We start from the raw sequence: 22,935 nt of genomic DNA, 5'->3' as shown, positions 1-22,935 counted from the left end.
CGACCTCGCAGTTCTCGACGATCTCGATGACTCCTCGCGCGAAAGAGTTGACCACTCATGGCGAACACCCGTTCCTTCTCCACCGCTTCCTCCGTGACCGCCGCCGCCCCCTCCCCCGCCGTCTCCGGCCGCCACCGGTTGCGCGCCGTCGACCGGGACGAGGTGGTCGACGTCGCGGACTTCCTGCCGCCGGGCGCGACCTGGCTGCCCGCTCCCCCGCACACCCTGCCCTCGCTCCCCGGCCGGCCGCCGATGATCGGCTATCTGGTGCTCGTACCCGCGGACCAGCAGCCTCTGCTCCCCGTGCCCGACGAGCCCGGTCCTCGGCCCGAAGCCACGTCGCACAACGGCGGCACCGACGCCGACACACTCGTCAGCATCGACGGCGCACAGCGCACCGCATGGGTCGACGGACGCCAACTCGACCTGACCTACCTGGAGTTCGAACTGCTCGCCCACCTCGTCGCGCACCCGCACCGGGTGCACACCCGCGACCAGCTCGTGACCACGGTGTGGGGCTACGGGCACGTGGGCGACGGACGGACGGTCGACGTCCATGTCGCGCGGCTGCGGCGCAAGCTCGGGGCCGCGCATCGTCAGGTGATCCAGACGGTGCGGCGGGTGGGGTACAAGTACGCCCCGCCGGCGACGCGGTGACCGACGGGCGGCGCAGGTGCCTTCCTCCGGCCTCCGCCGCCCTTTCTCCGTCGGACTCCTCCTCCGGCCGAATCGTTCTCCCACGGGCAGAAACCCATTCCCTGACGCGCCGCGTGCGGGCAGAGTCACCCGCATGAGACTTCTGGTACTCGGCGGTTCGGAATTCGTGGGGCGTGCCGTGGTGGAGGCCGCGGTGGCCCGGTCCTGGGACGTGACGGTGTTCCATCGCGGGCGGCACGCGGCGCCCGAAGGGGTGCGGTCCCTGCACGGGGACCGCACCGCGGACGGCGGACTCGCCGCGCTCGCGCGGAGCGAGGGCGAGTGGGACGTCGTCGTCGACACCTGGGCCGCGGCGCCCCGCGTCGTGCGCGACTCCGCCCGGCTGCTCGCGGGGCGTGCCGGCCGCTACGTATACGTGTCGACCTCGTCCGTGTACGAGTGGGCGCCCCCGCCCGGCTACACCGAGGACGCCCCGGTCGTCGCCGGCGCCTCGCCCGATGCGGAGCAGACGGACTACGCGCGGGACAAGCGGGGCGGTGAGCTCGCGGCGGTCGACGCGTTCGGCGCGGACCGCTCCCTGCTGGTGCGGTGCGGTCTGATCCTCGGCCCGTACGAGAACATCGGCCGGCTCCCGTGGTGGCTGGCCCGGATGGCGCGGGGCGGCCCCGTACTCGCCCCCGGCCCCCGCGAACTGCCGCTCCAGTACATCGACGTGCGCGACCTCGCCACCTGGGCCCTCGACGCGGCGCAGGCCGGACTGAGCGGCCCGTACACCCTGATCAGCCCCTCCGGCCACACCACCATGGGAGGGCTGCTCGACGCCTGCGTCCGGGTCACCGGGGGTGACGCCGAACTGCGCTGGACCGCTCCCGAGGTGATCACCGAGGCCGGGATCCAGCCCTGGATGCAGCTGCCGGTCTGGGTGCCTCCGGGCGGCGACATGCATGCCGCGCTGCACAGCGCCGACGTGGCGAAGGCGGTCGCTGCGGGCCTGCGGTGCCGGCCCGTCGAGGAGACCGTCGCCGACACCTGGGCGTGGCTGGAGTCCATCGGCGGGACGGCACCCCAGCGCCCGGACCGCCCGGTGCTCGGCCTCGACCCGGCGACGGAGGCCAAGGTGCTCGAGGCCTGAGGCCGCGGGCCCGCGTGGGGCCCGGCATCTTTGGGGGTGTTGCCGGATACACCCCCGGAAAGGGTGTCCGCCCCATGCCCCGCGCGGCCCCGGCCGGGGAGACTGGGGGCCTACGGGTCGGGCGGTGGACGGGGAGCGGGATGAACACGTCGGACGCGGACGGCGGGCGGGCGCGGCGCGCACTGGTGGCGGGGGCGCGTGGCCTCGTGCTGGCGGTGGCGGGGTTCGCCGGGTCGCTCACCCTCTTCGTCCTGTCCGTCCTTTCGCTCGTGTTCATCGCCCTGGGTGTCGGCGTGTTCACCACGCCCGCGCTGCTCTCCCTGGTCAGGTCCTGGGCGAACCGGCGGCGCGTCCTCGCCGCCGAGTGGTACGGGATCCGGGTCCCGGCGCTGTACCGGCCGTTCCCCGCCGACGCGCGGACCGGGCTCGTCGGGCAGGCGGAGCGCTGCCGCCTGATGCTCGGCGACCCGGCGACATGGCGGGACCTGCTGTGGCTGCTCATCGACATGACGGCCGGGCTCGTGACGGCGCTCCTGCCGGCCGCGCTCATCGTCTATCCACTGGAGGGTTACGCCCTCGCGGCCGGTCTGTGGCGGGTCTTCACGGACGGCACGCACGTCGGCTGGTGGTACGGGTTCGTGCCCGTCAGCGGTCAGGGCTCCGCGTTCCAGGCCGCCGGCCTCGCCAACGCGCTTCTCGTGGCCGGCTACTTCCTGGCCCCGGCCCTGCTGCGGGTCCACTTCCTCCTCACCCGCGCGGTCCTCACACCCGATTCGGGTGAACTGGCCGCCCGTGTCCAGGTGTTGACGCGGACGCGGCGCGACGCGGTCGACACCTCGGCCGCGGAGCTGCGCCGCATCGAGCGCGACCTGCACGACGGCGCGCAGGCCCGCCTCGTCGCCATGGGCATGGACCTCGGCACGATCGAGGCGCTGGTCGAGAAGAACCCGCAGAAGGCCAAGGAGCTGCTCGCGCGGGCCCGGAAGTCCTCGGCCGACGCCCTCACCGAGCTGCGCGACCTGGTCCGCGGCATCCATCCGCCGGTCCTCGCCGAGCGTGGCCTCGGCGACGCGGTGAAGGCGCTCGCGCTGCGCCTGCCGGTCGCCACCGACGTCGACGTGGACCTCCCGGGCCGCGCCGAGGCGCCCGTCGAGTCGGCGGCCTACTTCGCCGTCAGCGAGGTCCTCACGAACGCCGTCAAGCACTCGGGGGCCGACCGCGTCCGGGTCGACGTGCACCACACCGGGGCGACCGGCATGCTGCGGATCGCCGTCACCGACAACGGGAAGGGCGGCGCGCGTATCGGGGCGGGGTCGGGGCTGGGCGGGATCGAGCGCCGGCTCGGTACATTCGACGGCGTCCTCGCCGTCAGCTCCCCCGCGGGCGGTCCGACCATGGTGACGATGGAGATTCCTTGCGCGTTGTCCTAGCCGAAGATCTCTTCCTGCTCCGCGACGGCCTGGTGCGGATGCTGGAGGCGTACGACTTCGAGGTCGTCGCGGCCGTCGAGAGCGGTCCCGAACTGACCAAGGCACTCGCCGAGTCGGAGCCCGACGTCGCCGTCGTCGACGTACGGCTGCCGCCCTCGCACACGGACGAAGGGCTGCAGTGCGCCCTCGCCGCGCGGCGGGCGCGGCCCGGGCTGCCGGTCCTCGTCCTGTCGCAGCACGTGGAGCAGCTGTACGCGCGCGAGCTGCTCGCCGACGGGAACGGCGGGATCGGATATCTGCTGAAGGACCGGGTGTTCGACGCGGACCAGTTCGTCGACGCGGTGCGCCGGGTCGCCGCGGGCGGGACCGCGATGGACCCCCAGGTGATCCAGCAGCTCCTTTCGCGGCGGGCCTCACAGGCACCGCTCGGCGGTCTGACACCGCGCGAGACGGAGGTTCTGGAACTCATGGCGCAGGGCCGGTCGAATGCGGCCATCGCCGGCCAACTCGTCGTCACGGAACGGGCGATCGCGAAACACACCTCCAATATCTTTCTGAAGCTGGGACTTCCGGTGTCGGACGACGACAACCGGCGCGTTCTCGCCGTCATCGCCTATCTGGATCAGGGCCGTTGAGAATCCGCCGGGAAATCACCGGTGCTCTCTTTGAACAAGGGGACCTCGTGTTGCGTACGTAGCCCCATGGGACGCACATCACGAAAACGGCGCTCGTCACTCGCGACGCGCATGACGATCGCGTCGGCCGCACTGCTCCTGGGCGGAGGAGGGCTGGTCGCGGTGAACGTCTACGCGTCCGCCCACGAGGAGAACCCGGCGCAGCACGGCGACGGAGCGCAGCAGCAACAGCAGCAGGTCGCCACGATCGACTGCCCCGACGTGGGCAACGGGCTCTCCGACGTGCCGGACGCCGCACGGTCCGAGGTCGACGGCGAACTGGCCACGATGGACAGCCAGATCACCGAGTCGTACCAGCGCCTCGCGGCCTCGCGGGACGCGGCGGCGCGGGACCCCGACTTCGTGCAGAACAGCATTCTGCAGCCGTTGAAGGAACGGCGCTCGACCCTCATCGACCGGATCGCCCTGGAGATCGGCCGGGCGGGCGGGACGTCGCCCGAGGGCATGAAGGATCTCGCGGCCTGCACGGCCAGGTCGGCCGGCACCGACGGCAGCCCCCCGGCGGGCTCGGCCGCGCCGTCCGCCCCCGCGGACGGCGGCCAGCAGGGCGACGGTGGTCAGCAAGGGGGTGGCGGCCAGCAGGGTGACGGTGGTCAGCAAGGGAACGGCCGGCAGAACGGCGGCCAGCAGGGGGGCAACGGCCCCGACGCCTCCGACTTCGTCGACATCAACTCCGTCCAGCCCAACGTCAAGACGCCGCGCAACCGGCGCGCCGCCTCCCGCGGCACGTTCACCACGAAATGCGGACGCAACGAGAACGGCAAGTTCAATTCCGACAACGTCATCGTGGCGCCCGGCGTGAGCAATGGCGCGCACCATATGCACGACTACGTGGGAAATCAGGCGAACGACGCTTTCGCCAGTGACGACGATCTCGCGAACGGTGACACGAGCTGCCGCAATCAGGGTGACAAGTCGACCTATTACTGGCCTGTTCTGCGCCTCCAGAACGGAAAGGACGAGAACGACGCGCAGGCCGACGGCGGCGGCAAGGACCAGAATGTCGGCGAGATCCAGACCCCTGCCTCGGTCACGCTGAAGTTCGTCGGAAGTCCGGCCGGCAAGGTCGTCGCCATGCCGCGCTTCCTGCGCATCATCACGGGCGACGCCAAGGCCTTCACCAACGGCGACGCGAACGCGAACGCGTCCTGGAGCTGCACCGGCTTCGAGGACCGTCAGCTGAAGGACAAGTACCCGATCTGCCCGGAAGGCAGCAAGGTCGTGCGGTCGTTCAAGTTCCAGAGCTGCTGGGACGGGCGCAACACCGACAGCGCCAACCACCGTACGCACGTCGCCTTCGCCGACCCGAACAGCGGGGCCTGCCCGCAGGGCTTCCAGGCGATCCCGCAGCTGCAGCAGCGCATCGTGTACGACGTCCCGCCCGGCCCCGGCTTCGCCGTCGACTCGTTCCCGGAGCAGCTGCACAAGCCCGTGACCGACCACGGCGACTTCATCAACGTCTTCGACGACGGCCTGATGAAGCGCGTCGCGAGCTGCATCAACCGGGGTCAGCGCTGTACCTGACGCCCTGACCCCCTTCGACTGCTGCGCGGTCAGCTCGCGCGGTGACCGTAGTGCCCGGAGTGCCCGTCCTCCTCGTGACCCCCACCACCGCTACTCCCCGAGTGGTGCGAGGAGGACTTCTCCACGGTCCCGCCGAGCCGACCGCGCAGCGCTGTGACCGCCTTGTCGCCGCCGACCGCGATCCAGCGGCGGCCGATCAGATAGGTGCCGCCGTAGTCGTCGGCCTGGTCGAGCCACTCGGCCTGGCCGCGGTCGGTGGCGAAGGTCGCGAGGATGTAGCGGTCGGCGCCGTCGCCGCAGGTGGCCTGACGCAGCTCGTCGGCGTCCGTCTGGATGTCGGGCCTGCATTTCGCCCTGGTCGCGAGCTGTTCCAGGCTGCCGGTCGCGGTCTTCGGCACGGTGTCGCCGTGCGCTCCGCAGCCGGCCAGGACCGCCAGCGAGACCGTCGCCCCCGTCACCCAAATGCGCCGCATGCGTCGCGTCATGCCCATCGTTTCCTTCCGTCCCGTGCGGCGACACGAACTCGCCGGCTCCGTACACACCGTTGAGAGAGGGGGGTCACAGGGTTACCGTGCGCCGCATCATCCGACGCAGGGGGCACACCTATGACCGCACCGTCGCGACGTTCCGTCCTCGGCACCGCCGGCGCCATCGGCCTGGGAGCCGCCGCGGGGTTCCCCGTCACGGCTCACGCCGCCGAGGACCCTGCCTTCGATACGGCTCCCGCACGCTCCGCACTCAACAGACTGCTCCCCGGACACGCGGACCAGTTCCGCCTCGGACGTCTCTCCCCGCAGGGCGGCGACCGGTTCCGGGTGACCGGCACCCGGGGAAGGATCGCGGTGTCCGGGACGACACCGGCCGTACTGCTCACGGGAGTTCACTGGTATCTCAAGTACGTCTGCGGGACGCACATCGCGTGGAACGGCAGCCAGCTCGACCTGCCGAGGACGCTGCCGGCGCCCCCGCGCCCGCTGGAGAGATCCACCGCCCTCCCCCACCGCTTCGCACTCAACGACACGAACGACGGCTACACCGCGCCGTACGCCGACTGGCCGTACTGGGAGCGGATGATCGACGTCCTGGCGCTGCACGGCTGCAACGAGGTCCTCGTCATCGCGGGCACGGAGGCGGTGTACGAGCGCGTCCTGAAGGACTTCGGGTACAGCGACGCGGAGTCGCGCGCCTGGCTGCCGGCGCCCACGCACCAGCCGTGGTGGCTCCTGCAGAACCTGTCGGGGTACGGCGGACCGCTCTCGCCCGAACTCCTCGCGAAGCGTGTGGAGCTGGGCCGGAAGATCACCGGCAGGCTGCGCGAGCTCGGCATGTCGCCGGTGTTCCCCGGCTACTACGGGCACGTCCCCCACGGCTTCGTGGAACGCAACGGCGGCGACGCGCACGTCGTGCCGCAGGGCACCTGGCACGGCTTCGACCGGCCCGACTGGCTCGACCCCCGCACGCAGTCCTTCGCCGACGTGGCCGGCTCGTTCTACCGGCATCAGCAGGACCTGTTCGGCGCGGCGGGGCACTTCAAGATGGACCTGCTGCACGAGGGCGGCACCGCCGGTGACGTGCCCGTGCGGGACGCGGCGCGCGGCGTGGAGAAGGCCCTCCAGAAGGCGCACCCGGGAGCCACGTGGGTGATTCTCGGCTGGGAGGCCAACCCGCTGCCCGCGCTCATCGACGCGATCGACAAGAAGCGCATGCTGATCGTCGACGGCGTCTCCGACCGCTTCACGACCGTCACCGACCGCGAGAAGGACTGGGGCGGCACGCCGTACGCCTTCGGCACGATCCCGAACTTCGGCGGGCGGACCACCCTCGGCGCCCGTGCCCACATCTGGAACGAGAGGTTCTTCGCCTGGCGCGACAAGGCGGGCAGCGCGCTCACCGGCACCGCCTTCATGCCGGAGGGCACCGACCGCGACCCGGCGGCCTTCGAGCTGTTCTCCGAACTCGCCTGGACCGGGAGCAAGGTGGACCGGGCGGCCTGGTTCTCCGGGTACGCGGACTTCCGCTACGGGAGCCCGGACGCGAACGCACGGGCCGCCTGGCGCGCCCTGCACGACACCGCGTACCAGCACAACGCGGTGGAGCGCAGCGACGCGCACGACTCGCTGTTCTGCGCCCGGCCCGACCTGGCCGCGAACCGGGCCGCCGAGTACGCGCCGCGCGCCCTCACCTACGACCCGGGGCGCTTCGACGCGGCCCTGAGCGGGCTGCTCGGCGTGGCCGGCGGGCTGCGGAGGTCCGCCGCGTACAAGTACGACCTGGTGGACGTGGCACGGCAGGCGCTCGCGCACCGCTCACGGCAGCTCCTGCCGCAGCTGCGGGCCGCCTACGCGCGAAAGGACCGGGACGGGTTCAGGGCGCTGGCGACGCTGTGGCTGAAGCTGATGCGACTGTCCGACGACGTGGCCGGGACGCATCCGGCGTTCCTGCTCGGGCCGTGGATCGACGACGCGCGGCGGCTCGCGACGAGCGACGGCGAGCGCGCCGAGTTCGAGCGCACGGCGAGGGTGCTCATCACGGTGTGGGGCGACCGCGCCACGTCCGACCCGGGGAACCTGCACGAGTACGCCAACCGCGAGTGGTACGGCCTGATGTCCGACTTCTACGTGCCGCGCTGGCAGAAGTGGCTGGACGCCCTGGAGGACGCGCTGGCCACGGGGGCGGCGCCCGCGGCCGTCGACTGGTTCGCGTTCGAGGAGCGGTGGACCCTGGAGCGCAAGGACTATCCACTGCGGCCCGTCGGGGACGCGTACAGGACGGCCGCGCGCGTGCGTGACGTGCTCGCGCGGGCTCCCTACCAGGGCTCGCTGACCGTCACCGCCCAGCCGGCCGCGTTCCCGCCCGGCGGGCACGCGCGCGTGGAGGCCGCTTTCCGCAACGTCAACGGGCTGCGGGCGACCGGCCGCGTGGACTTCACCCTGTCGGGCATCGACGCCGCGCCCGAGGGCCCCACGACCCTGCCGAGCGTCGCGCCCGCGGGCTCGGGCAGGGTCGGCTGGCGGGCGAGCGCCCCCGGCACGCCCCTGGACCGGCCGCTGCGTCCCCTGCCGTACGAGCTCTCCGTGCGGTACGGGCCGCAGGGCGAGGGCCGGGTGACGTCGGTCCACGCGGGCACGCTCTTCGAGGCCGGGCCGCTCGGCGGCGCCTGGGAGACCGTCACGAACAACGCCGCCGTCTTCGGGCAGCTGGGCGACCGGTACGCGATCGACGGGGCCGGCGCCGACCTGTGGAAGGGGACGACGGAGTTCGGCTCGGTCTACCGCGAGGGAGCCTTCGCCGACGGGTCGTCGGCACAGGTGAAGGTGACCTCGCAGGCCGTCACGGGCGCGTGGGCGCGGGCGGGTCTCATCGTCCGCGACTCCCTGGCGACGCAGGGCTCCCCGGGGTTCCTGAACCTGTCCGTGACGCCGTCCAACGGGGTCGTGCTGTCGTACGACACGAACGGGGACGGCACGCTCGACACCTACCGGCGCATCACCGGGATCAAGGCGCCGGTGACCCTGAGGCTGACGCGGTCCGGCGGCTCGTACACGGGTGAGTGCTCGACGGACGACGGGGCGACCTGGCGGACGGTGGCGACCGTGGCGGTGCCGGCGGCGGCGACACAGGACGTGGGGCTCTTCATGACGGCGACGAACGGGGGCGGCGGGGCGCGCGGCACCGTGGAGTTCGACGGCTGGCAGCTCGGGTAAGGCGTGTCGCTGGGTCAGAATGGGCGGGACAAAAGCCGTGTGTCCGGTCACGGCTGCGACCTCTGGAGTCCCGCCCATGCCCGCGATCCCCTCCACCACCGTCGCCAACCTCCGCGACCTCGGCGGGATCCCGCTGCCCGGCGGCCGCGCCGTACGCCCGGGCCTCGCCCTGCGGGCCGGGCAGCTCGACCGGCTCGACCCCGCCGCCGATCCGGAGTTCTCCGCGCTCGGCATCCGCACGATCGTGGACTTCCGCACGAACGCCGAGCGCGCCTCCCACCCTGACCACGTTCCCGACGGCGTCCATGTCCTGGTCGCGGACGCCCTCGCCGACAAGATCGCCCAGACGGGGGCCGCGCCCGCCGCCGCACAGCTCAAGCACGTCTTGTCCGACCCGGCACTCGCCGACGAGAAGCTCGGGGGCGGGCGCGCCGAGGCGCTCTTCGCCGACACCTACCGCGCCCTCGTCTCGACGCAGTCCGCGCGGGCCGCCTACCGCACGCTCCTGACCGAACTGGCCGACCCCGACACGGGCCCGCTGCTCTTCCACTGCACCGCGGGCAAGGACCGCACCGGCTGGGCCACGACGGTCGTCCTGACGCTCCTCGGCGCGGACGAGGCGGCCCTGGAGACGGAGTACCTGTCGGTCAACTCGGCGGTACGGGAGGCCTTCGCGCCGCTCGTCGAGGGGTTCACCGCGCAGGGCGGCGACCCGGAGATCGCACTCGCGCTGATCGGCGTACGGGCGTCGTATCTGCACGCCGCGCAGGACGAGGTGGTGGCGCGGTACGGGGATTTCGAGAGGTACGTGCGCGAGGGGCTCGGGGTGCCGGACGAGGCGGTGGAGCGGATCCGGCAGCGGCTGACGGCCGGGTGACGCGGGAGCTCGGAGAAACCCCTGGGCCGCGTGGGCACATCCGTGCCATGGTGACCCGATGAGCAGCGAAGACTGGGAAGCGCGCCTGGCCGTGGCGTGGGCGGGCATCGACGGCTACGACGAGTCCACCGCGGGCGACTTCCGCGCCGTCGTCGACGACCTCGTCGCCGAACTTCCGGACGACAGTCCGATCGGTCCGTTCGAGCGCGCCAGTGCCTTCGACTCGACCGGCCACTCGGACCGGGCCGTGCCGCTGTACCAGGAGGCCCTGAAGCTCGGCCTGTCCGGCTACCGGGGCCGCCGCGCGAAGATCCAGCTCTCCAGCTCCCTGCGCAACATCGGCCGGCCCGAGGAGGGTGTGGCGCTGCTCACTCCCGAACTCGACGCGCCCTCCGACGAGTTGGACGACGCCGTGCGTGCCACGCTGGCGTTGTGCCTGTCCAGCCTGGGCCGGGACCGCGAGGGCCTGTCGCTCGTGCTCGGCGCGCTGGCACCCCATCTGCCCCGATACCAGAGGTCGATGGCGAATTACGCCCGCCTGCTGGTCGATCCGGAGCCGGAGCCGCGGTGACACGGTGAAGTGACCATCCGACGATTCGCTCGTTCAGCTGAACGTGCAGTCGAAGGTGCAGTCACAGGATGTCGTCCCCCGTACCGGTCCGGTCGTCGACGTGGAGCAGGCCGAGGCCGCTCTCGTCGAGCACTACCCGCGGCTCGTCCGGCTCGCCTATCTGGTGCTCCCGCCCAGCCTCGGCCGCAACCGCCGGGTGCTCACGGCGCACTCCCTGACCCAGCGCGCCCTGCCGCGCGCACGCACCTCGGCAGACGCCGCGGCCGTCCCGGCACCCCGCACCGCCGAGGTGCGCAACGGCGATCCGGGCTACTGCTTCGTACGGCTCAGGGTCCTGCGCACCGCGCTCGACGCGGGCCGCCCGCTCATGCGCAGGGCCTGGCCGCGGCGCTCACAACTGCCGCCGCTTCTCCCCCAGGTGTGGGGCCTGCGGCTCTTCCCCCGCTCGGGCGGTGCCGACGAACTGGCCCTGGACCAGGGGCTGTCCGCGCTCAGCGGCCCCGGCCGCGCCGCCTTCGTCCTGCGCGGTCTCGAACGGCTCGACGACAGGGCCGTACGGAACATGCTGGGCGCGGCCGGCGCCGAGGACCCCGACGCGGCGCTCGCCGAGGCGGACGGCGTGACCGTGCCCGCGGGCAAGGACGCGCTCGCCCTGCTGGAGTCGACCGAGTTCGACCCGTGTTCGCTCCAGGCCAGGCCGCCGGACCTCATGCGGCGCAGGCAGCATGTGAAGGCCGTGACCGCGGCCGCCGCGGCGACGCTGGTCTGCGGGGCGCTGCTCGGCCTGCCGGGCGGCGGCTGGGCACCGGACGGGGCCGCGGCGCCCGCGTACGCGCAGAACCCGGCGGGCCTGGCCGCCCTGGATCCGGGCAGGCTGACGAGGGTCCCGGCCACGGCGTGGCAGACGTCGGCCCGCACGGACTTCTCCGTGTGGCCCGCGCGCGGATCCCTGACCGGCGACCGGCCGCTGCTGCGGCGCGCCCTCGCCGTCTGGGCGCGGCCCGGCGGCACCGTCCAGGTCTCCGCGACACCGGGCACCCAGGCCGGCGCCCCGCCCGGCCCCCCGCAGCTGCTGTACGCGGGCGAGGTCGACCAGGCGCGGATCGTGCTGCTCTACGACGGGCTGCGCATCGTGCGGTACGCGGAGCCGAAGGACGGCACGAGCGGCGCCGCGCTCGACTTCGCGCGGGCGGACGGCGCCACGGGCCCGGAGGCGGGCGCCCTGGTCGTGGACCGGTCCGACGGCAACGTGCGCTATCTGACGGCGCCCTGGGTGCGTGGCGCCGCCGTGCGGAACCTGCTGAAACCGTCGGCGGCGCCGATGCCGCTCGGCCGCGCCCCCGACGGCGTGACGGCCCCGTTCGCCAGCCCGGCACTCGCGCGCGTCTGCACGTCCTGGAACGCTCTCGCGCTGCGGGACGACGCGGGCACGCGGCTCTCGACCGACCTCGGCGAGCTCGTGCCCGCGCATCTCACCGCGGGACGCCCCGGCGCGCCGCGCGAGGCGGTCGCCGCCGACTGGCAGCACTCGGCGTGCTCCCTCACCTCCGTACGCTCGCACGGCGTGCGCACCGTCAACTCCTGGGCGTACGCGCGCCAGCAGCTCCCCGAGGGCAGCGGCGCGGCGGACTGGGCGTGCGCGCGGGCCGACACCTGGCGGGGTGGCGGGGCGCGGACGCTCGCCCTGTTCACGGCGCCCGGCGGGACGACGGCGGCGGTCGCCGCGAAGTCGGAGGGAACCCCGGCCTGCGGCAGCCGGGACCCGCTGGTCCTCGCGGGCGTGCTGTGGAAGTCGCGGGGCGGCACCTGGTACGTGGTGGCCGCCGCGAGCAGGCAGGTCACGTCGATCGCGTCGTCGGGCGGCGCCCGCACCACGGACAACGTCCTGGCCGCGCGCACCCGGCAGGGAGCCAGGACGACGCTGACCGGCCGCACGGCGACCGGCCGTGAGGTGGGCGCCCTGCGCTGAACCCGGCGCCGCCGGACGCCCCTTGCTGACACATCCGTAAAGAAAACGGCGCACGAGGGGTGTACCCGTTCCCTACCCGTCAGTACATTGACGCCATGTCTAATACGCAGAGCCGGGCACCGCGGCCCGTCGCTGACGAGCGCGTCGCGCTCAAGGCACGCAGGGTCTCGTTCTCCTGGGACAGGACACCGCTGCACTGGATACCGGACGACCCGTTCACCACGCACACCATCAACGTGCTGCATCTCCTGCTGCCCGCCGGAGAGCGCTGGTTCGTGCACGTCTACAAGCAGGTCCTGCCGTACATCCGCGACGACCGGCTCCGCGAGGACGTGATCGGGTTCATCGGGCAGGAGGCCATGCACTCGCAGGCCCACGACGAAGTGCTGCCGCACCTGAAGGAGCAGGGGCTCGACCCGACCCCGTACACCGCCCAGGTCGACTGGTTCTTCGAGAAGCTCCTCGGGGACCGGACGCTGCCGCCGGGGCGGGCGCGTGAGTGGTGGCTGATGGAGCGGGTCGCGCTCATCGCCGCGATCGAGCACTACACGGCGTTCCTCGGCGACTGGGTGCTCAACGCGGACGAACTGGACCGCAGGGGCGCGGACCCCACGATGCTGGACCTGCTGCGCTGGCACGGCGCGGAGGAGGTCGAGCACCGCTCGGTCGCCTTCGAGCTGTTCGAGCACGTCGACGGCGGCTACCGGCGCCGGGTGCGGACCTGGGCGCTCGCCTTCTCCGCACTGATGTTCCTGTGGCAGCGCGGGGCGCGCTTCTTCATGGAGAACGACCCGACGGTGCTCGACGGCAAGGCGTCGTTCAAGGAGTTCTACCGGGGCGGGAAGCAGGGCGTCCTGCCCTCCACGGGCGCCATGATGAAGTCCGTCCCGCGCTACCTCAGCCGCTCCTACCACCCCTCCCAGGAGGGCAGCACCGCGCAGGCGGTCGCCTATCTGGCCACCTCTCCCGCCGCGACGGCGGCCCAGGCCCGGACCTCGAACGGAGCCGTCTGACCATGCCCCGCCTCCGCACCCCCCGGCTGCGCACCGTCCTGCTCGTCACCGGATCCGCCCTGCTCGCGCGCCGCGCCCTGCGCCGCCGCATCCAGGCGTCCCCGCTGTGGCCGATGCCCGCCCTCGAGGAACCGATCTCGGGGCGTCCTCGCGCGCGCGGCCTGCGGCTCCTCGTCACCCGGCACGAGTCCGTCGCCGACGGTGTCGTCCAGTTGCGCCTGGAGGGGCAGGGCCTGCCCGCCTGGGAGCCGGGCGCGCATCTCGACCTCGTCCTGCCGTCGGGGCTGATCCGGCAGTACTCGCTGTGCGGCGACCCCGAGGACACGTCGTCGTACACCGTCGCGACGCGGCTCGTCGAGAACGGCAGGGGCGGTTCGCGCGAAGTGCACGAGCAGCTCCAGGAGGGGGCGGAGATCGAGGTGCGCGGGCCGCGCAACCGCTTCCCCCTCGCCGTCGGCGCCCCGTCGTACGTGTTCGTCGCGGGCGGCATCGGCATCACGCCGATCCTGCCGATGCTGCGGGCCCTCGAGGCCCGGGGCGCCGACTGGCGGCTGCTGTACGCGGGCCGCACGCGCGCGTCGATGCCGTTCCTGGAGGAGGCGGAGAAGCTCGGCGGCGAGCGGGGCAGGGTGAGCGTCGTCGCCGAGGACGAGGACGGACGCCCCGATCCGGCCGGCCTGCTCGCGGAGGCGGCGCCGGACACCGCGGTCTACTGCTGCGGGCCCGAGGGCCTGATGGAGGCGGTGGCCGCGGCGCTTCCCGGCCACTGCGAGCTGCATCTGGAACGGTTCGCGCCGCACACGTCGGCCGACGGGAACGGGCCGTTCGAGGTCGAACTGCGCCGCACCGGCCGCACCGTCCCCGTGCCGGCGGGCACTTCGGTGCTCGCCGCGGTGCGCGCCGAGGTGCCGAACGTGTCGTACTCCTGCGAGCAGGGGTTCTGCGGAACGTGCCAACAGCGGGTCCTGGAGGGCGAGATCGACCACCGGGACGAGCTGCTCACGGATTCGGAGCGTGACGACTCGATGCTGATCTGTGTCTCCCGGGCGCGCGGGGAGCGCCTCGTGCTCGACCTGTGACCGGCCCGTGCGGTCGCGCTCCGCACGAGGCCGGAATCGCTCGGTAGGGTGTTCGTATGACAACCGGGGTGCGCCGCAGGATGGGAGTCGAGGAGCGGCGGCAGCAGTTGATCGGGGTCGCACTCGAACTGTTCAGCCACCGCTCCCCCGACGACGTCTCCATCGACGAGATAGCCGCGGCCGCGGGCATTTCCCGGCCGCTGGTCTACCACTACTTCCCGGGCAAACTCAGCCTGTACGAGGCGGCGTTGAGGCGCGCGGCGGACGATCTCGCGCAGCGCTTCGAGGAGCCGCAGGACGGTCCGCTCGGGGCCCGGCTGATCCGGGTGATGGGGCGGTTCTTCGACTTCGTGGACGAACACGGGCCCGGCTTCTCGGCCCTGATGCGGGGCGGGCCCGCCGTCGGCTCCTCGACGACGAACGCCCTCATCGACTCCGTCCGGCAGGCCGCGTACGTCCAGATCCTCACGCACCTCGGCGTCACCGACCCGCCGCCCCGCCTCGAACTGGTGGTGCGGTCGTGGATCTCGCTCGCCGAGTCCACGGCGCTGATCTGGCTGGACGGGCGGCGCATCCCGCGCCACGAACTGGAGGCGCAGCTCGTGCACGACTTCGCGGCGCTCGCCGCGGTGAGTGCCGCGTACGACGAGGAGATGGCGGGCCTGCTGCGCCACCTCCTGGCCGACGAGCCGGCCGACGGGACGTTCGGCGACCTCATCGGGCGCCTGGTCGCACTGGCGCCCGTTCCCGCCCCCTCGGGATCATGACGCCACGACTCACGTTCCGCGGGGCATCCGACGCACCCGACGACCTCGCCGCGCTCGTCGCCCTGTACGACGGGGCGGCGCGCTGGATGGTGGAGCAGGGCATCGACCAGTGGCGGCCCGGCGAGAAGACCGAGGACCACTTCCGCCTCCGCGTCAAGGAGGGCGAGGTGTGGTTCGCCGACGACGCGCAGGGCGCCGGGGCCGGCGCGTACGAGCTGTGGTGGGACGACGAGCCCGCGTGGGGCGTCCGGCCGCCCGAGGCCGGCTATGTGCACCGCCTCATGGTGCGCCGCGGCGCCCCGGCCGGCGCGGGTCGCGCGCTGCTCGCGCACGCCGAGGAGCGGGTCGCCGCCGCGGGCCGCGCCCTGTGCCGCCTGGACTGTGTGTCGACGAACCCCCGGCTGCGGGCCTACTACGAGCGCGCGGGCTACGCGGTCGTGGGCGAGCAGCCGTTCAAGTCGGGCGCGGGCGGCAGCAAGTACGCGGTGACGCTCATGGAGAAGCGGGTCGGCTGACGCGGACGCCCGGCACAGCAGGGTCGGTCACCCCCTGCCGTGCCGGGCGTCCGGCGTTCCTTCCGGTCAGCGCGTGAACACCGCGACCGTGCGCGCCGGGACCTCGAACGTTCCCGAACCGACCTCGTACGAGGCGGACTTCACCACTGGATCGGCGCCCGCCGCCTGCACCGGGTGCAGCCGGTACGACGTGCCCGCGGCCGCGCCGACGCGCTGCTCCTGCGACTTCGGTGTGGCGTTGAAGACGACGACGAGGTCACCGAGGCGCATGGTGATCACCCCGGGCGTCTCCTCCTTGCCGGAGAGCGGGAAGGACAGCTTCTCCTGCACCTGCCCGGCCGTCGCGAGGCCGAACGTCGGCTCCGTGGTACGGATCTTCAGCAGGTCCCGGTACGCGGCGGACGTCCCTTCGATGTCCGCGCACTTCGCGGCGGGCACCGAGGTCAGCAGGGGGGTGGCGTAGGGCCACTTGTCCTTGTTGTCGGCGGCCGGCGGGAGTCCGCGTCCGAAGCCGTTGCCGTCGCGGCAGGCCCAGTGGATGGCGTTGAACCAGTCTCCGCTGTCGAAGGAGTTGCGGTCGAGGGACTTGGAGCGCAGCAGGTCGGTGCCGGCCTGGGAGAGCGCGGGACCCTGGGAGAGCGCGGCCGTCGCGAGGGCGAGCACCTGCATGCGCGAGCGGTCCGCGGGGGTGGTGGAGGCGGGCAGCTTGTAGGTGAGCGCGTCGTAGAGCGACTCGTTGTCGTGGGCGTCGGCGTAGGCGAGGGCGTCGCCCGGCGCCTCGGCGTATCCGGCGGGTGCGCCGTTGTAGTCGACGTCCGCGCCCTTGACCGTTCGGCCGTCGCTGCCGGTGAAGGTGTAGGCGGCGAGGTTCCCCGTCAGGCCGACCTTGATCAGGTCCTGGTAGTGCAGGAGGCGGGCCTTCTGCTCGGCCTCGGTGCCGTTCGCCTTCGAGGAGTTGGGGTCGGTGTAGAGGCCGGAGGCGAAGCCCTGGACGCCGGGGTCGGCGTCGAAGGGGCTGCCACCGCGCACGGCGTCGCGGGCGCGGTCGGAGAAGGTCGCGATGCCGGTGCCCGCCATGTTCTTCTGCGTGGCCTGCACGAAGCGGGCGTCGTCGGCGACCTCGCCGAAGTTCCAGCCCTCCCCGTAGAGGATGATCTTCTTCCCGTCGACACCGTCCTTCTCGACGGTGAGCGCGTCGAGGGCCTTCCTGACGGCGAGGATGTTGGCCTTGGGGTGGTGTCCCATCAGGTCGAAGCGGAAGCCGTCGACCTTGTACTCCTTGGCCCAGGTGACGATCGAGTCGACGACGAGCTTGCCCATCATCGCGTTCTCGGGGGCGGTGTTCGCGCAGCACGTGGAGGTGGCGACGGAGCCGTCGGCCAGGAGGCGCTGGTAGTAGCCGGGCACGATGCGGTCGAGCACGGACGTCTTGGCCTGGCCGCTCGCGGCGGTGTGGTTGTAGACGACGTCCATGACGACGCGCAGCCCGTCCGCGTTCAGGGCCCCGACCATCTTGCGGAACTCGACGGTGCGTGCGGTGCCGTCCGGGTCACTGGCGTAGGAGCCTTCGGGGACGGTGTAGTGGTACGGGTCGTAGCCCCAGTTGTAGGCGTCCTTGGCGGCGCTCTTCGCGACGCACTCCTGCTGCTTCTCCGAGGCCGCTCCGTACGAGGTCAGGTCACAGTCCGGGGTGGCCTGTCCGGACTTCTTCTCGGGGATCGTGGCGATGTCGAACGCGGGCAGGAGGTGCACGTACGAGGTGCCGGCCTTCGCGAGTTGGCGCAGGTGCTCGCTGCCCTTGCTGTTCTTGTCGGTGAAGGCGAGGTAGGTGCCGGGGTGCTTGGCGGTGCGGTCCTCGACGGAGAAGTCGCGGATGTGGAGTTCCTGGATCTGCGCGTCGCGCAGCGGCACGGCCTTCGGCTTCTTCAGCGCCGACCAGCCGGACGGGGCGAGGTTCTTCGCGTCGAGGTCGACGACGAGGCTGCGCTCCGAGTCGGCGGTGAGGGCGGTGGAGTACGGGTCGGTGACCTTGTTCGTGACGACCTTCTGGACGCTGGGCGCCCACACCTTCACGGCGTAGCGGTACTGCTTGCCCTGCCAGGAGCGCGGGCCCCGCACGGACCAGACGCCGGTCGCGTCGTCACGGCGCATGGCGACGGTGCGCCCGTCGAGGTCGAGGGCCACCGACTGCGCGGTGGGCGCCCAGACGGACAGGGTGACCGCGTCCTTGGTGAAGACGGGTCCGAGTGCCGCCTTGCCGGCCTTCCGCGCGTACAGGTCGTCGAGAACTCCCGCGGTCTGCACGCCCGTTGCGGTGACGAGGGCGCCGTTGGCGATGCGGCGGGTGAGGATCAGCTGGCTCTCGAGGGCGTCGCCGACCCGGTCGCGGTCGCGGGGGTCGACGGTGTAGGCGTCGTACTTCTTCAGCTGCGGGAAGCGGGCGAGCTGGGCGTCGGTGAGCCCGCCGGCGGCCTTGTCCAGGCGCAGCCACCGCCCCTCGCTGCTGAGCGCTCCGTCCTTGACGGTGATGCCGCCGTCGCGGTCGTAGACGAGCTGGGCGGACAGGGCCGCCGCGCCGTCCGACGGGAGGGCGACCGTGTCGCGGTCGATCCACTGCGCCTCGGACTTCGCGAGGTCGAGGTCGGGCGCTCCTCCGGTCTGCGGCAGGACGGGGCGGGGCTGCCCGGCGAGGAGCCAGACCTCGGTGCCGTCGGCGGCGAGGTCGAGGGACTGGTCGGTGGGCAGGTCCTTCTCGTCGCCCTTGTGGAGGATGTAGCTCAGGGACGTCGCGCCGTCGGCGAGCGGCACCTCGAAGGTGACGCCGTACGCATCCTTCTTCACCGGCGCGAGCGGCTCGGACCAGTCGGTGGGGTTCTTGGCGCCGGTCCAGGTGTGCAGTCCCCACCCGTCGTAGTCGCCGTCGGCGCGCTGGTAGTGCAGGACGGCCTTGGTCTTGTCCTGCGGCGGGTAGGTGCCGTCGGGGGCGGTCGTGGCCTGGCCGTCCTTGCCCTGCTCGACCCAGACCTCGCCGGTCGCGCCGAGGTCGACGGTGCGCTGCGGCCCGTCGGCGGTGCCGTTCTTCTCGACGGTGTAGGTGAGGCTGCCGGAGCCGGCGTCCTTGTCGAGCTTCACCCAGGCGAAGGCGCCGTACGCGTCACGCCCGGTGAAGTCCCCGTTTCCGGCGGGCGACTTGAGCTGCCAGCCGTCGTAGTCGCCGTCGGTCCGCCTGTAGTGCACGACGGCGTAGGCGCGGTCGACGGCGCTGGGCTTCGCGGGCGCGGGCGCCTGCCCCGCCGTCGACGCGGCGAGGTCGCCGGCGGTGCGTCCGGCACGGTCCACCACAACTGCCTTGTACCGCAGGGGTGTTCCGGCGGCCACCGTGTCGGGGATGTGCTGGGTGATCCGGTACGGCGCGTGGTCGACGGAGCCGAGGGTGTGCCAGGCGCCGTTGCCGGTCTGGGCGGCGAAGACCACGCGGTCCAGCTGTCCGCCGTCGGTGTCGGCCTGGAGGGTCACGGTGCCGGTGGCCCCGGCGGCGGGGGCGTGGAGGGTGACCGCGGGCTTGGCGGCGGGGGCGGGCAGCGGCTCGGCGGCCTTGTAGACGACCGCGGACCCGGCCGGCACGGTGATGGTGACGTCCTTGTCGGAGCCGCTGGTCACGGCCTTGTCGGTGCCGTGGAGGCCGTCGAAACGGGTGCCGGCCGAGCCGGTCGCGAAGGTGGCGTCCTTGGCCTCGGCGGCGTTGTTGAGCGCCACGACGTACTCGATGCCGGTCTTCGCGTCCGTGCGCGAGAAGGCGTACACGGAGCCCTTGGCGTAGCGCTCGGTCTGGACGCCGTCGGCCAGGGCCGGGTTGTCCTTGCGGAGCTTTCCGAGAGCGGCGATCTCCTTGTAGAGCGGTGCGCTCGTGTCGTAGGAGTCCTCGGCGTGGGTGCGGTCGGTGCCCAGTTCGTCGTCGTCGAGGTAGTCGTCGACCTTGGAGGCGAACATGGTCTGCCGGGCGTCCTTGTCGCCACCGGAGCCGGTGAAGCCCTGCTCGTCGCCGTAGTAGACGACGGGATTGCCGCGCGACAGGAACATCACGGCGTTGGCGAGCTTGTCGCGCCGCACGAGGTCGGCGTCGGACGCCTTCGCGTCGTCGGCCTCGAGGAACGAGCCGATGCGGCCCATGTCGTGGTTGCCGAGGAACGTGACCTGCTCGTACGCGTTCGCCGTGCCGGAGGCGTACTTGTAGTCGTCGGCGAAGACCTTGGCGAGGCGGTCGGCGGAGGCGCCCTGGGAGGCGTAGGCGCGGGCCGCGTCCTGGAAGGGGAAGTCGAGGGTCGCGTCCAGGCGGCCGCGGGTGACGTACGGGGACGTGACGTCGGTGTCGGCGGAGTACACCTCGCCGAACATGAAGAAGTCGGGCCTGCCGTGCTTCTTCGCGTACGCGTCGAGGGCGGTGGCCCACTGGGTCCAGAAGTCCAGGTCGACGTGTTTGACGGTGTCGATGCGGAACCCGTCGATGTCGAAGTCCCGCACCCAGCGCTCGTAGATCTTCTCCATGCCGGAGACGACCTCGGGCCGCTCGGTCCACAGGTCGTCGAGCCCGCCGAAGTCGCCGTACTCGGCGCTCTCCCCGGCGAAGGTGGAGTCGCCCCGGTTGTGGTACATCGCCGGGTCGTTGAGCCAGGCGGGCACCTTCTGCCCGGTGTTCTTCGGGGTGTACGGGAACGAGTCGGCGTCGACCTCGCGCACGCCGTCCCGGTCGTCGAAGGGGCGGCCCTGGGTGTCGAGGTAGGGGTAGGCGCCCTTGGGGCGGTAGCCGTACTCCTTCTCGGCGTAGTCGACGGTGTCGGCGGTGTGGTTGGTGATGACGTCGAAGAAGACCTTCATGCCCTTGGCGTGCGCGCGGGCGATCAGTCTCGTGAGGTCCGCGTTGGTGCCGAAGTGCGGGTCGACCTGCGTGAAGTCGGTGATCCAGTAGCCGTGGTAGCCGGCGGAGGCGTCCTTGCCCTCGCCCTGGACGGGCCGGTTCTTGAAGATCGGGGCGAGCCAGATGGCGGTGGTGCCGAGGCCCTTGATGTAGTCGAGCCGGTCGGTCAGGCCCTTGAGGTCGCCGCCCTGGTAGAAGCCCTTGTCCGTGGGGTCGTAGCCGGTCTCCGAGCGTGAACCGGTCAGTCCGCCGCGGTCGTTGGAGGTGTCGCCGTTCGCGAAGCGGTCCGGCATGACGAAGTAGAACTGCTCGCGTGTGAGGTCGTGCCGCGCGGGCGCGGCGGCGAGCCGGGCGTCGGACGGCGGCGCGGGCGGCTTCTGGGCGGCCGCCGCCAGGGGCAGGGCCGGGGCCAGGGCCGCGCACAGGGCGACGGCGAGGACGGCCGCTGTTCTTCGCGGCAGGGCGGGGCGTATCACGGGAACTCCTCGACGGGAGGGCGGTGGGCGGGACACGGGGGTGCGCGGACAGGGCCGCCCGGCGCGAGCGGGGAGGACGCGCCGGGCAGCCGGAACGGGGGTTACCGGGAAAGGGGCGGTGGCGGGATGCGGGTCAGCAGCCGGACTTGCCGGCGTACAGGGCGAGGGCCGTGTTCGACCCGAGCGTCGCCGTGAACTGGCCCGAACTGTTCACGCTCACCGCCTTGTTGCTCTGCACATCGCAGTACGTGCCCGCGGCGAGCGACGTCTGGTAGGTGCGGGTGAGCGCGGAGGACTCGTGGTTGATCGCGACGAAGCCCTTGCCGCCGCGGCCGAAGGCGATCGCGTCGGCGCCGTCGTCCCACCAGTCGGTGACGGACTGGCCGCGAGTGGCGTTGCGGAAGGCGACCATGGACTGGATCTCGGGCCAGGCGTGCTGGCACTTCCAGCCGTCCTGCCAGCAGGCGTTCACCGTGCCGCCGTTGGGCGGTCCGGCGTCCTTGTCGGTCCATTCGTAGCCGGAGTTGATGTCCGGCGATCCGTAGGGCCAGGCCAGCATGAAGACGTTCGCCAGGGTGTAGTCGGCGCCGTCCTTGTAGTTGAGGGTGTCGCCGCCGCGCTCGGTGTCGTGGTTGTCGACGAAGACGGCGGACTGCCCGGAGGCCATGTAGCCCCAGCCCTCGCCGTAGTTCTTGAGGTAGGCGAGGTTCTCGTTCTGGAAGACGCGCTTGAGGTCGCGGGCGTAGCGGAACTCCTGGACATCGCCCGTGCCGAGGTACTCGCTGGGCGAGACCGCCTCACCGGCGCCGTAGATCGCCTCCTGCTTCCAGTAGGCGTTCGGGTTGCTGAGCCGCGACTTGATGTCGGCCAGGTCGGCGGCCGCGATGTGCTTGGCGGCGTCGATCCGGAACCCGTCGACGCCGAGCGAGAGGAGGTCGTTCATGTACGTGGCGATGCGGCCGCGCACGTACTCCTCACCGGTGTCGAGGTCGGCGAGGCCGACCAGCTCGCACTCCTGGACGTTGAAGCGGTCCTGGTAGTTGCTGATCTGCGCGGTGCAGTTGTCCATGTCGGCGGCCGAGTAGGTGCCGGGGTAGTCGTACTTGGAGTACGCGGAGCCGCCGGTACCGGTGCCCGATCCGGCCGCCATGTGGTTGATCACGGTGTCGGCGACGACCTTGACGCCGGCCGCGTGACAGGTGTCGACCATGTTCTTGAAGGCCGTACGGTCCCCGAGCCGGCCCGCGATCTTGTAGCTGACGGGCTGGTACGAGGTCCACCACTGGGAGCCCTGGATGTGCTCCTGGGGCGGCGAGACCTGGACGTATCCGTAGCCCGCGGGGCCGAGCCGGGCGGTGCACTCCTTCGCCACCGAGTCGAACCGCCACTCGAAGAGGACGGCGGTGACGTCCTTGGCACCGGGCGGGGCCGCCTGGGCCGTCCCGGCGGATCCGGCGGCCCCTATGAGAGTGCCGGCCGCGAGGGCGAGCGCGGCAGCCCGCGATCTGATAGCCATGTTTCCTCCTGCACGTCGGTGTGCTGATGAGGTGTCCCTGCCAATCGCAGGGGGCTGTGGGGGGATGCTCTCCCCGGCCGCGCGGAGGCCGGGGA

16 protein-coding genes are annotated in these 22,935 nt (G+C 72.2%); 13 read left to right on the top strand and 3 right to left on the bottom strand.

Going from position 1 to position 22,935, the window contains the following annotated elements:
* The first annotated feature begins 57 nt into the window (after positions 1 to 57).
* The 5 genes from ACFC96_RS15430 to ACFC96_RS15410 all read left to right on the top strand — a co-directional run bounded on the left by ACFC96_RS15430 (position 58) and on the right by ACFC96_RS15410 (position 5,438).
* Positions 58 to 657, top strand: coding sequence for a winged helix-turn-helix domain-containing protein (locus tag ACFC96_RS15430; RefSeq protein WP_376258883.1), 600 nt, complete (start codon positions 58 to 60; stop codon positions 655 to 657).
* A 133-nt stretch (positions 658 to 790) separates the two neighbouring features.
* Positions 791 to 1,789 (top strand): NAD-dependent epimerase/dehydratase family protein, encoded by a 999-nt coding sequence (locus ACFC96_RS15425; RefSeq protein WP_376612652.1) that lies wholly within the window; start codon positions 791 to 793, stop codon positions 1,787 to 1,789.
* 140 nt (positions 1,790 to 1,929) lie between these two features.
* Entirely contained in the window at positions 1,930 to 3,219 is a 1,290-nt protein-coding gene (locus tag ACFC96_RS15420; RefSeq protein ID WP_376612650.1) for a sensor histidine kinase, read from the top strand.
* Entirely contained in the window at positions 3,204 to 3,854 is a 651-nt protein-coding gene (locus ACFC96_RS15415) for a response regulator (protein WP_376258889.1), read from the top strand. Before ACFC96_RS15420 ends, ACFC96_RS15415 begins: the two co-directional genes overlap by 16 nt.
* A 66-nt stretch (positions 3,855 to 3,920) precedes the next feature.
* Positions 3,921 to 5,438: a DUF1996 domain-containing protein gene (locus tag ACFC96_RS15410; RefSeq protein ID WP_376612648.1), complete on the top strand. Its 1,518-nt coding sequence runs from the start codon at positions 3,921 to 3,923 to the stop codon at positions 5,436 to 5,438.
* A gap of 29 nt (positions 5,439 to 5,467) precedes the next feature.
* Here the strand turns inward: ACFC96_RS15410 and ACFC96_RS15405 are convergent, their stop codons facing one another.
* The gene (locus ACFC96_RS15405; RefSeq protein ID WP_376612646.1) at positions 5,468 to 5,929 is read right to left on the bottom strand and encodes a hypothetical protein; all 462 of its coding nucleotides are present in this window, start codon (positions 5,927 to 5,929) and stop codon (positions 5,468 to 5,470) included.
* 114 nt (positions 5,930 to 6,043) lie between these two features.
* On the opposite strand from ACFC96_RS15405, the gene ACFC96_RS15400 reads away from it, so the two are divergent.
* The 8 genes from ACFC96_RS15400 (at position 6,044) to ACFC96_RS15365 (ending at position 15,933) form a co-directional block, all read left to right on the top strand.
* Entirely contained in the window at positions 6,044 to 9,142 is a 3,099-nt protein-coding gene (locus tag ACFC96_RS15400; protein ID WP_376612644.1) for an alpha-N-acetylglucosaminidase, read from the top strand.
* A gap of 76 nt (positions 9,143 to 9,218) precedes the next feature.
* On the top strand, positions 9,219 to 10,019 hold the full coding sequence (locus tag ACFC96_RS15395; protein ID WP_376612642.1) for a tyrosine-protein phosphatase: 801 nt from the start codon (positions 9,219 to 9,221) through the stop codon (positions 10,017 to 10,019).
* A gap of 58 nt (positions 10,020 to 10,077) precedes the next feature.
* Complete coding sequence (locus tag ACFC96_RS15390) at positions 10,078 to 10,590, top strand: tetratricopeptide repeat protein (protein ID WP_376612641.1); 513 nt, start codon at positions 10,078 to 10,080, stop codon at positions 10,588 to 10,590.
* A 55-nt stretch (positions 10,591 to 10,645) separates the two neighbouring features.
* Positions 10,646 to 12,559, top strand: a complete 1,914-nt coding sequence (locus ACFC96_RS15385; RefSeq protein ID WP_376612639.1) for a hypothetical protein — start codon at positions 10,646 to 10,648, stop codon at positions 12,557 to 12,559.
* Positions 12,560 to 12,654: 95 nt separating this feature from the next.
* Positions 12,655 to 13,572: a metal-dependent hydrolase gene (locus ACFC96_RS15380; protein ID WP_376612637.1), complete on the top strand. Its 918-nt coding sequence runs from the start codon at positions 12,655 to 12,657 to the stop codon at positions 13,570 to 13,572.
* A 2-nt stretch (positions 13,573 to 13,574) separates the two neighbouring features.
* Positions 13,575 to 14,651 (top strand): PDR/VanB family oxidoreductase, encoded by a 1,077-nt coding sequence (locus ACFC96_RS15375; RefSeq protein ID WP_376612635.1) that lies wholly within the window; start codon positions 13,575 to 13,577, stop codon positions 14,649 to 14,651.
* Positions 14,652 to 14,707: 56 nt separating this feature from the next.
* Positions 14,708 to 15,418, top strand: a complete 711-nt coding sequence (locus ACFC96_RS15370) for a TetR/AcrR family transcriptional regulator (protein WP_376612633.1) — start codon at positions 14,708 to 14,710, stop codon at positions 15,416 to 15,418.
* Positions 15,415 to 15,933, top strand: coding sequence for a GNAT family N-acetyltransferase (locus tag ACFC96_RS15365; protein WP_376258907.1), 519 nt, complete (start codon positions 15,415 to 15,417; stop codon positions 15,931 to 15,933). Before ACFC96_RS15370 ends, ACFC96_RS15365 begins: the two co-directional genes overlap by 4 nt.
* Before the next feature lie 66 nt (positions 15,934 to 15,999).
* Here the strand turns inward: ACFC96_RS15365 and pulA are convergent, their stop codons facing one another.
* Positions 16,000 to 21,324: a pullulanase-type alpha-1,6-glucosidase gene (pulA, locus tag ACFC96_RS15360; RefSeq protein ID WP_376612631.1), complete on the bottom strand. Its 5,325-nt coding sequence runs from the start codon at positions 21,322 to 21,324 to the stop codon at positions 16,000 to 16,002.
* 133 nt (positions 21,325 to 21,457) lie between these two features.
* Positions 21,458 to 22,840: an alpha-amylase family protein gene (locus ACFC96_RS15355; protein ID WP_376612629.1), complete on the bottom strand. Its 1,383-nt coding sequence runs from the start codon at positions 22,838 to 22,840 to the stop codon at positions 21,458 to 21,460.
* Positions 22,841 to 22,935: the final 95 nt, after the last annotated feature.

Source organism: Streptomyces sp. NPDC055955 (assembly GCF_042270245.1).
Classification (GTDB): domain Bacteria; phylum Actinomycetota; class Actinomycetes; order Streptomycetales; family Streptomycetaceae; genus Streptomyces.
The sequence above is the reverse complement of the archived record's forward strand: the minus strand, read 5'-3'. Positions and strand labels throughout refer to the sequence as shown.

Coding starts and splice junctions, on each gene's coding strand:
- ACFC96_RS15430 (WP_376258883.1), top strand. CDS start 58: ATGGCGAACACCCGTTCCTTCTCCACCGCTTCCTCCGTGACCGCCGCC.
- ACFC96_RS15425 (WP_376612652.1), top strand. CDS start 791: ATGAGACTTCTGGTACTCGGCGGTTCGGAATTCGTGGGGCGTGCCGTG.
- ACFC96_RS15420 (WP_376612650.1), top strand. CDS start 1,930: ATGAACACGTCGGACGCGGACGGCGGGCGGGCGCGGCGCGCACTGGTG.
- ACFC96_RS15410 (WP_376612648.1), top strand. CDS start 3,921: ATGGGACGCACATCACGAAAACGGCGCTCGTCACTCGCGACGCGCATG.
- ACFC96_RS15405 (WP_376612646.1), bottom strand. CDS start 5,929: ATGGGCATGACGCGACGCATGCGGCGCATTTGGGTGACGGGGGCGACG.
- ACFC96_RS15400 (WP_376612644.1), top strand. CDS start 6,044: ATGACCGCACCGTCGCGACGTTCCGTCCTCGGCACCGCCGGCGCCATC.
- ACFC96_RS15395 (WP_376612642.1), top strand. CDS start 9,219: ATGCCCGCGATCCCCTCCACCACCGTCGCCAACCTCCGCGACCTCGGC.
- ACFC96_RS15390 (WP_376612641.1), top strand. CDS start 10,078: ATGAGCAGCGAAGACTGGGAAGCGCGCCTGGCCGTGGCGTGGGCGGGC.
- ACFC96_RS15380 (WP_376612637.1), top strand. CDS start 12,655: ATGTCTAATACGCAGAGCCGGGCACCGCGGCCCGTCGCTGACGAGCGC.
- ACFC96_RS15375 (WP_376612635.1), top strand. CDS start 13,575: ATGCCCCGCCTCCGCACCCCCCGGCTGCGCACCGTCCTGCTCGTCACC.
- ACFC96_RS15370 (WP_376612633.1), top strand. CDS start 14,708: ATGACAACCGGGGTGCGCCGCAGGATGGGAGTCGAGGAGCGGCGGCAG.
- ACFC96_RS15365 (WP_376258907.1), top strand. CDS start 15,415: ATGACGCCACGACTCACGTTCCGCGGGGCATCCGACGCACCCGACGAC.
- ACFC96_RS15355 (WP_376612629.1), bottom strand. CDS start 22,840: ATGGCTATCAGATCGCGGGCTGCCGCGCTCGCCCTCGCGGCCGGCACT.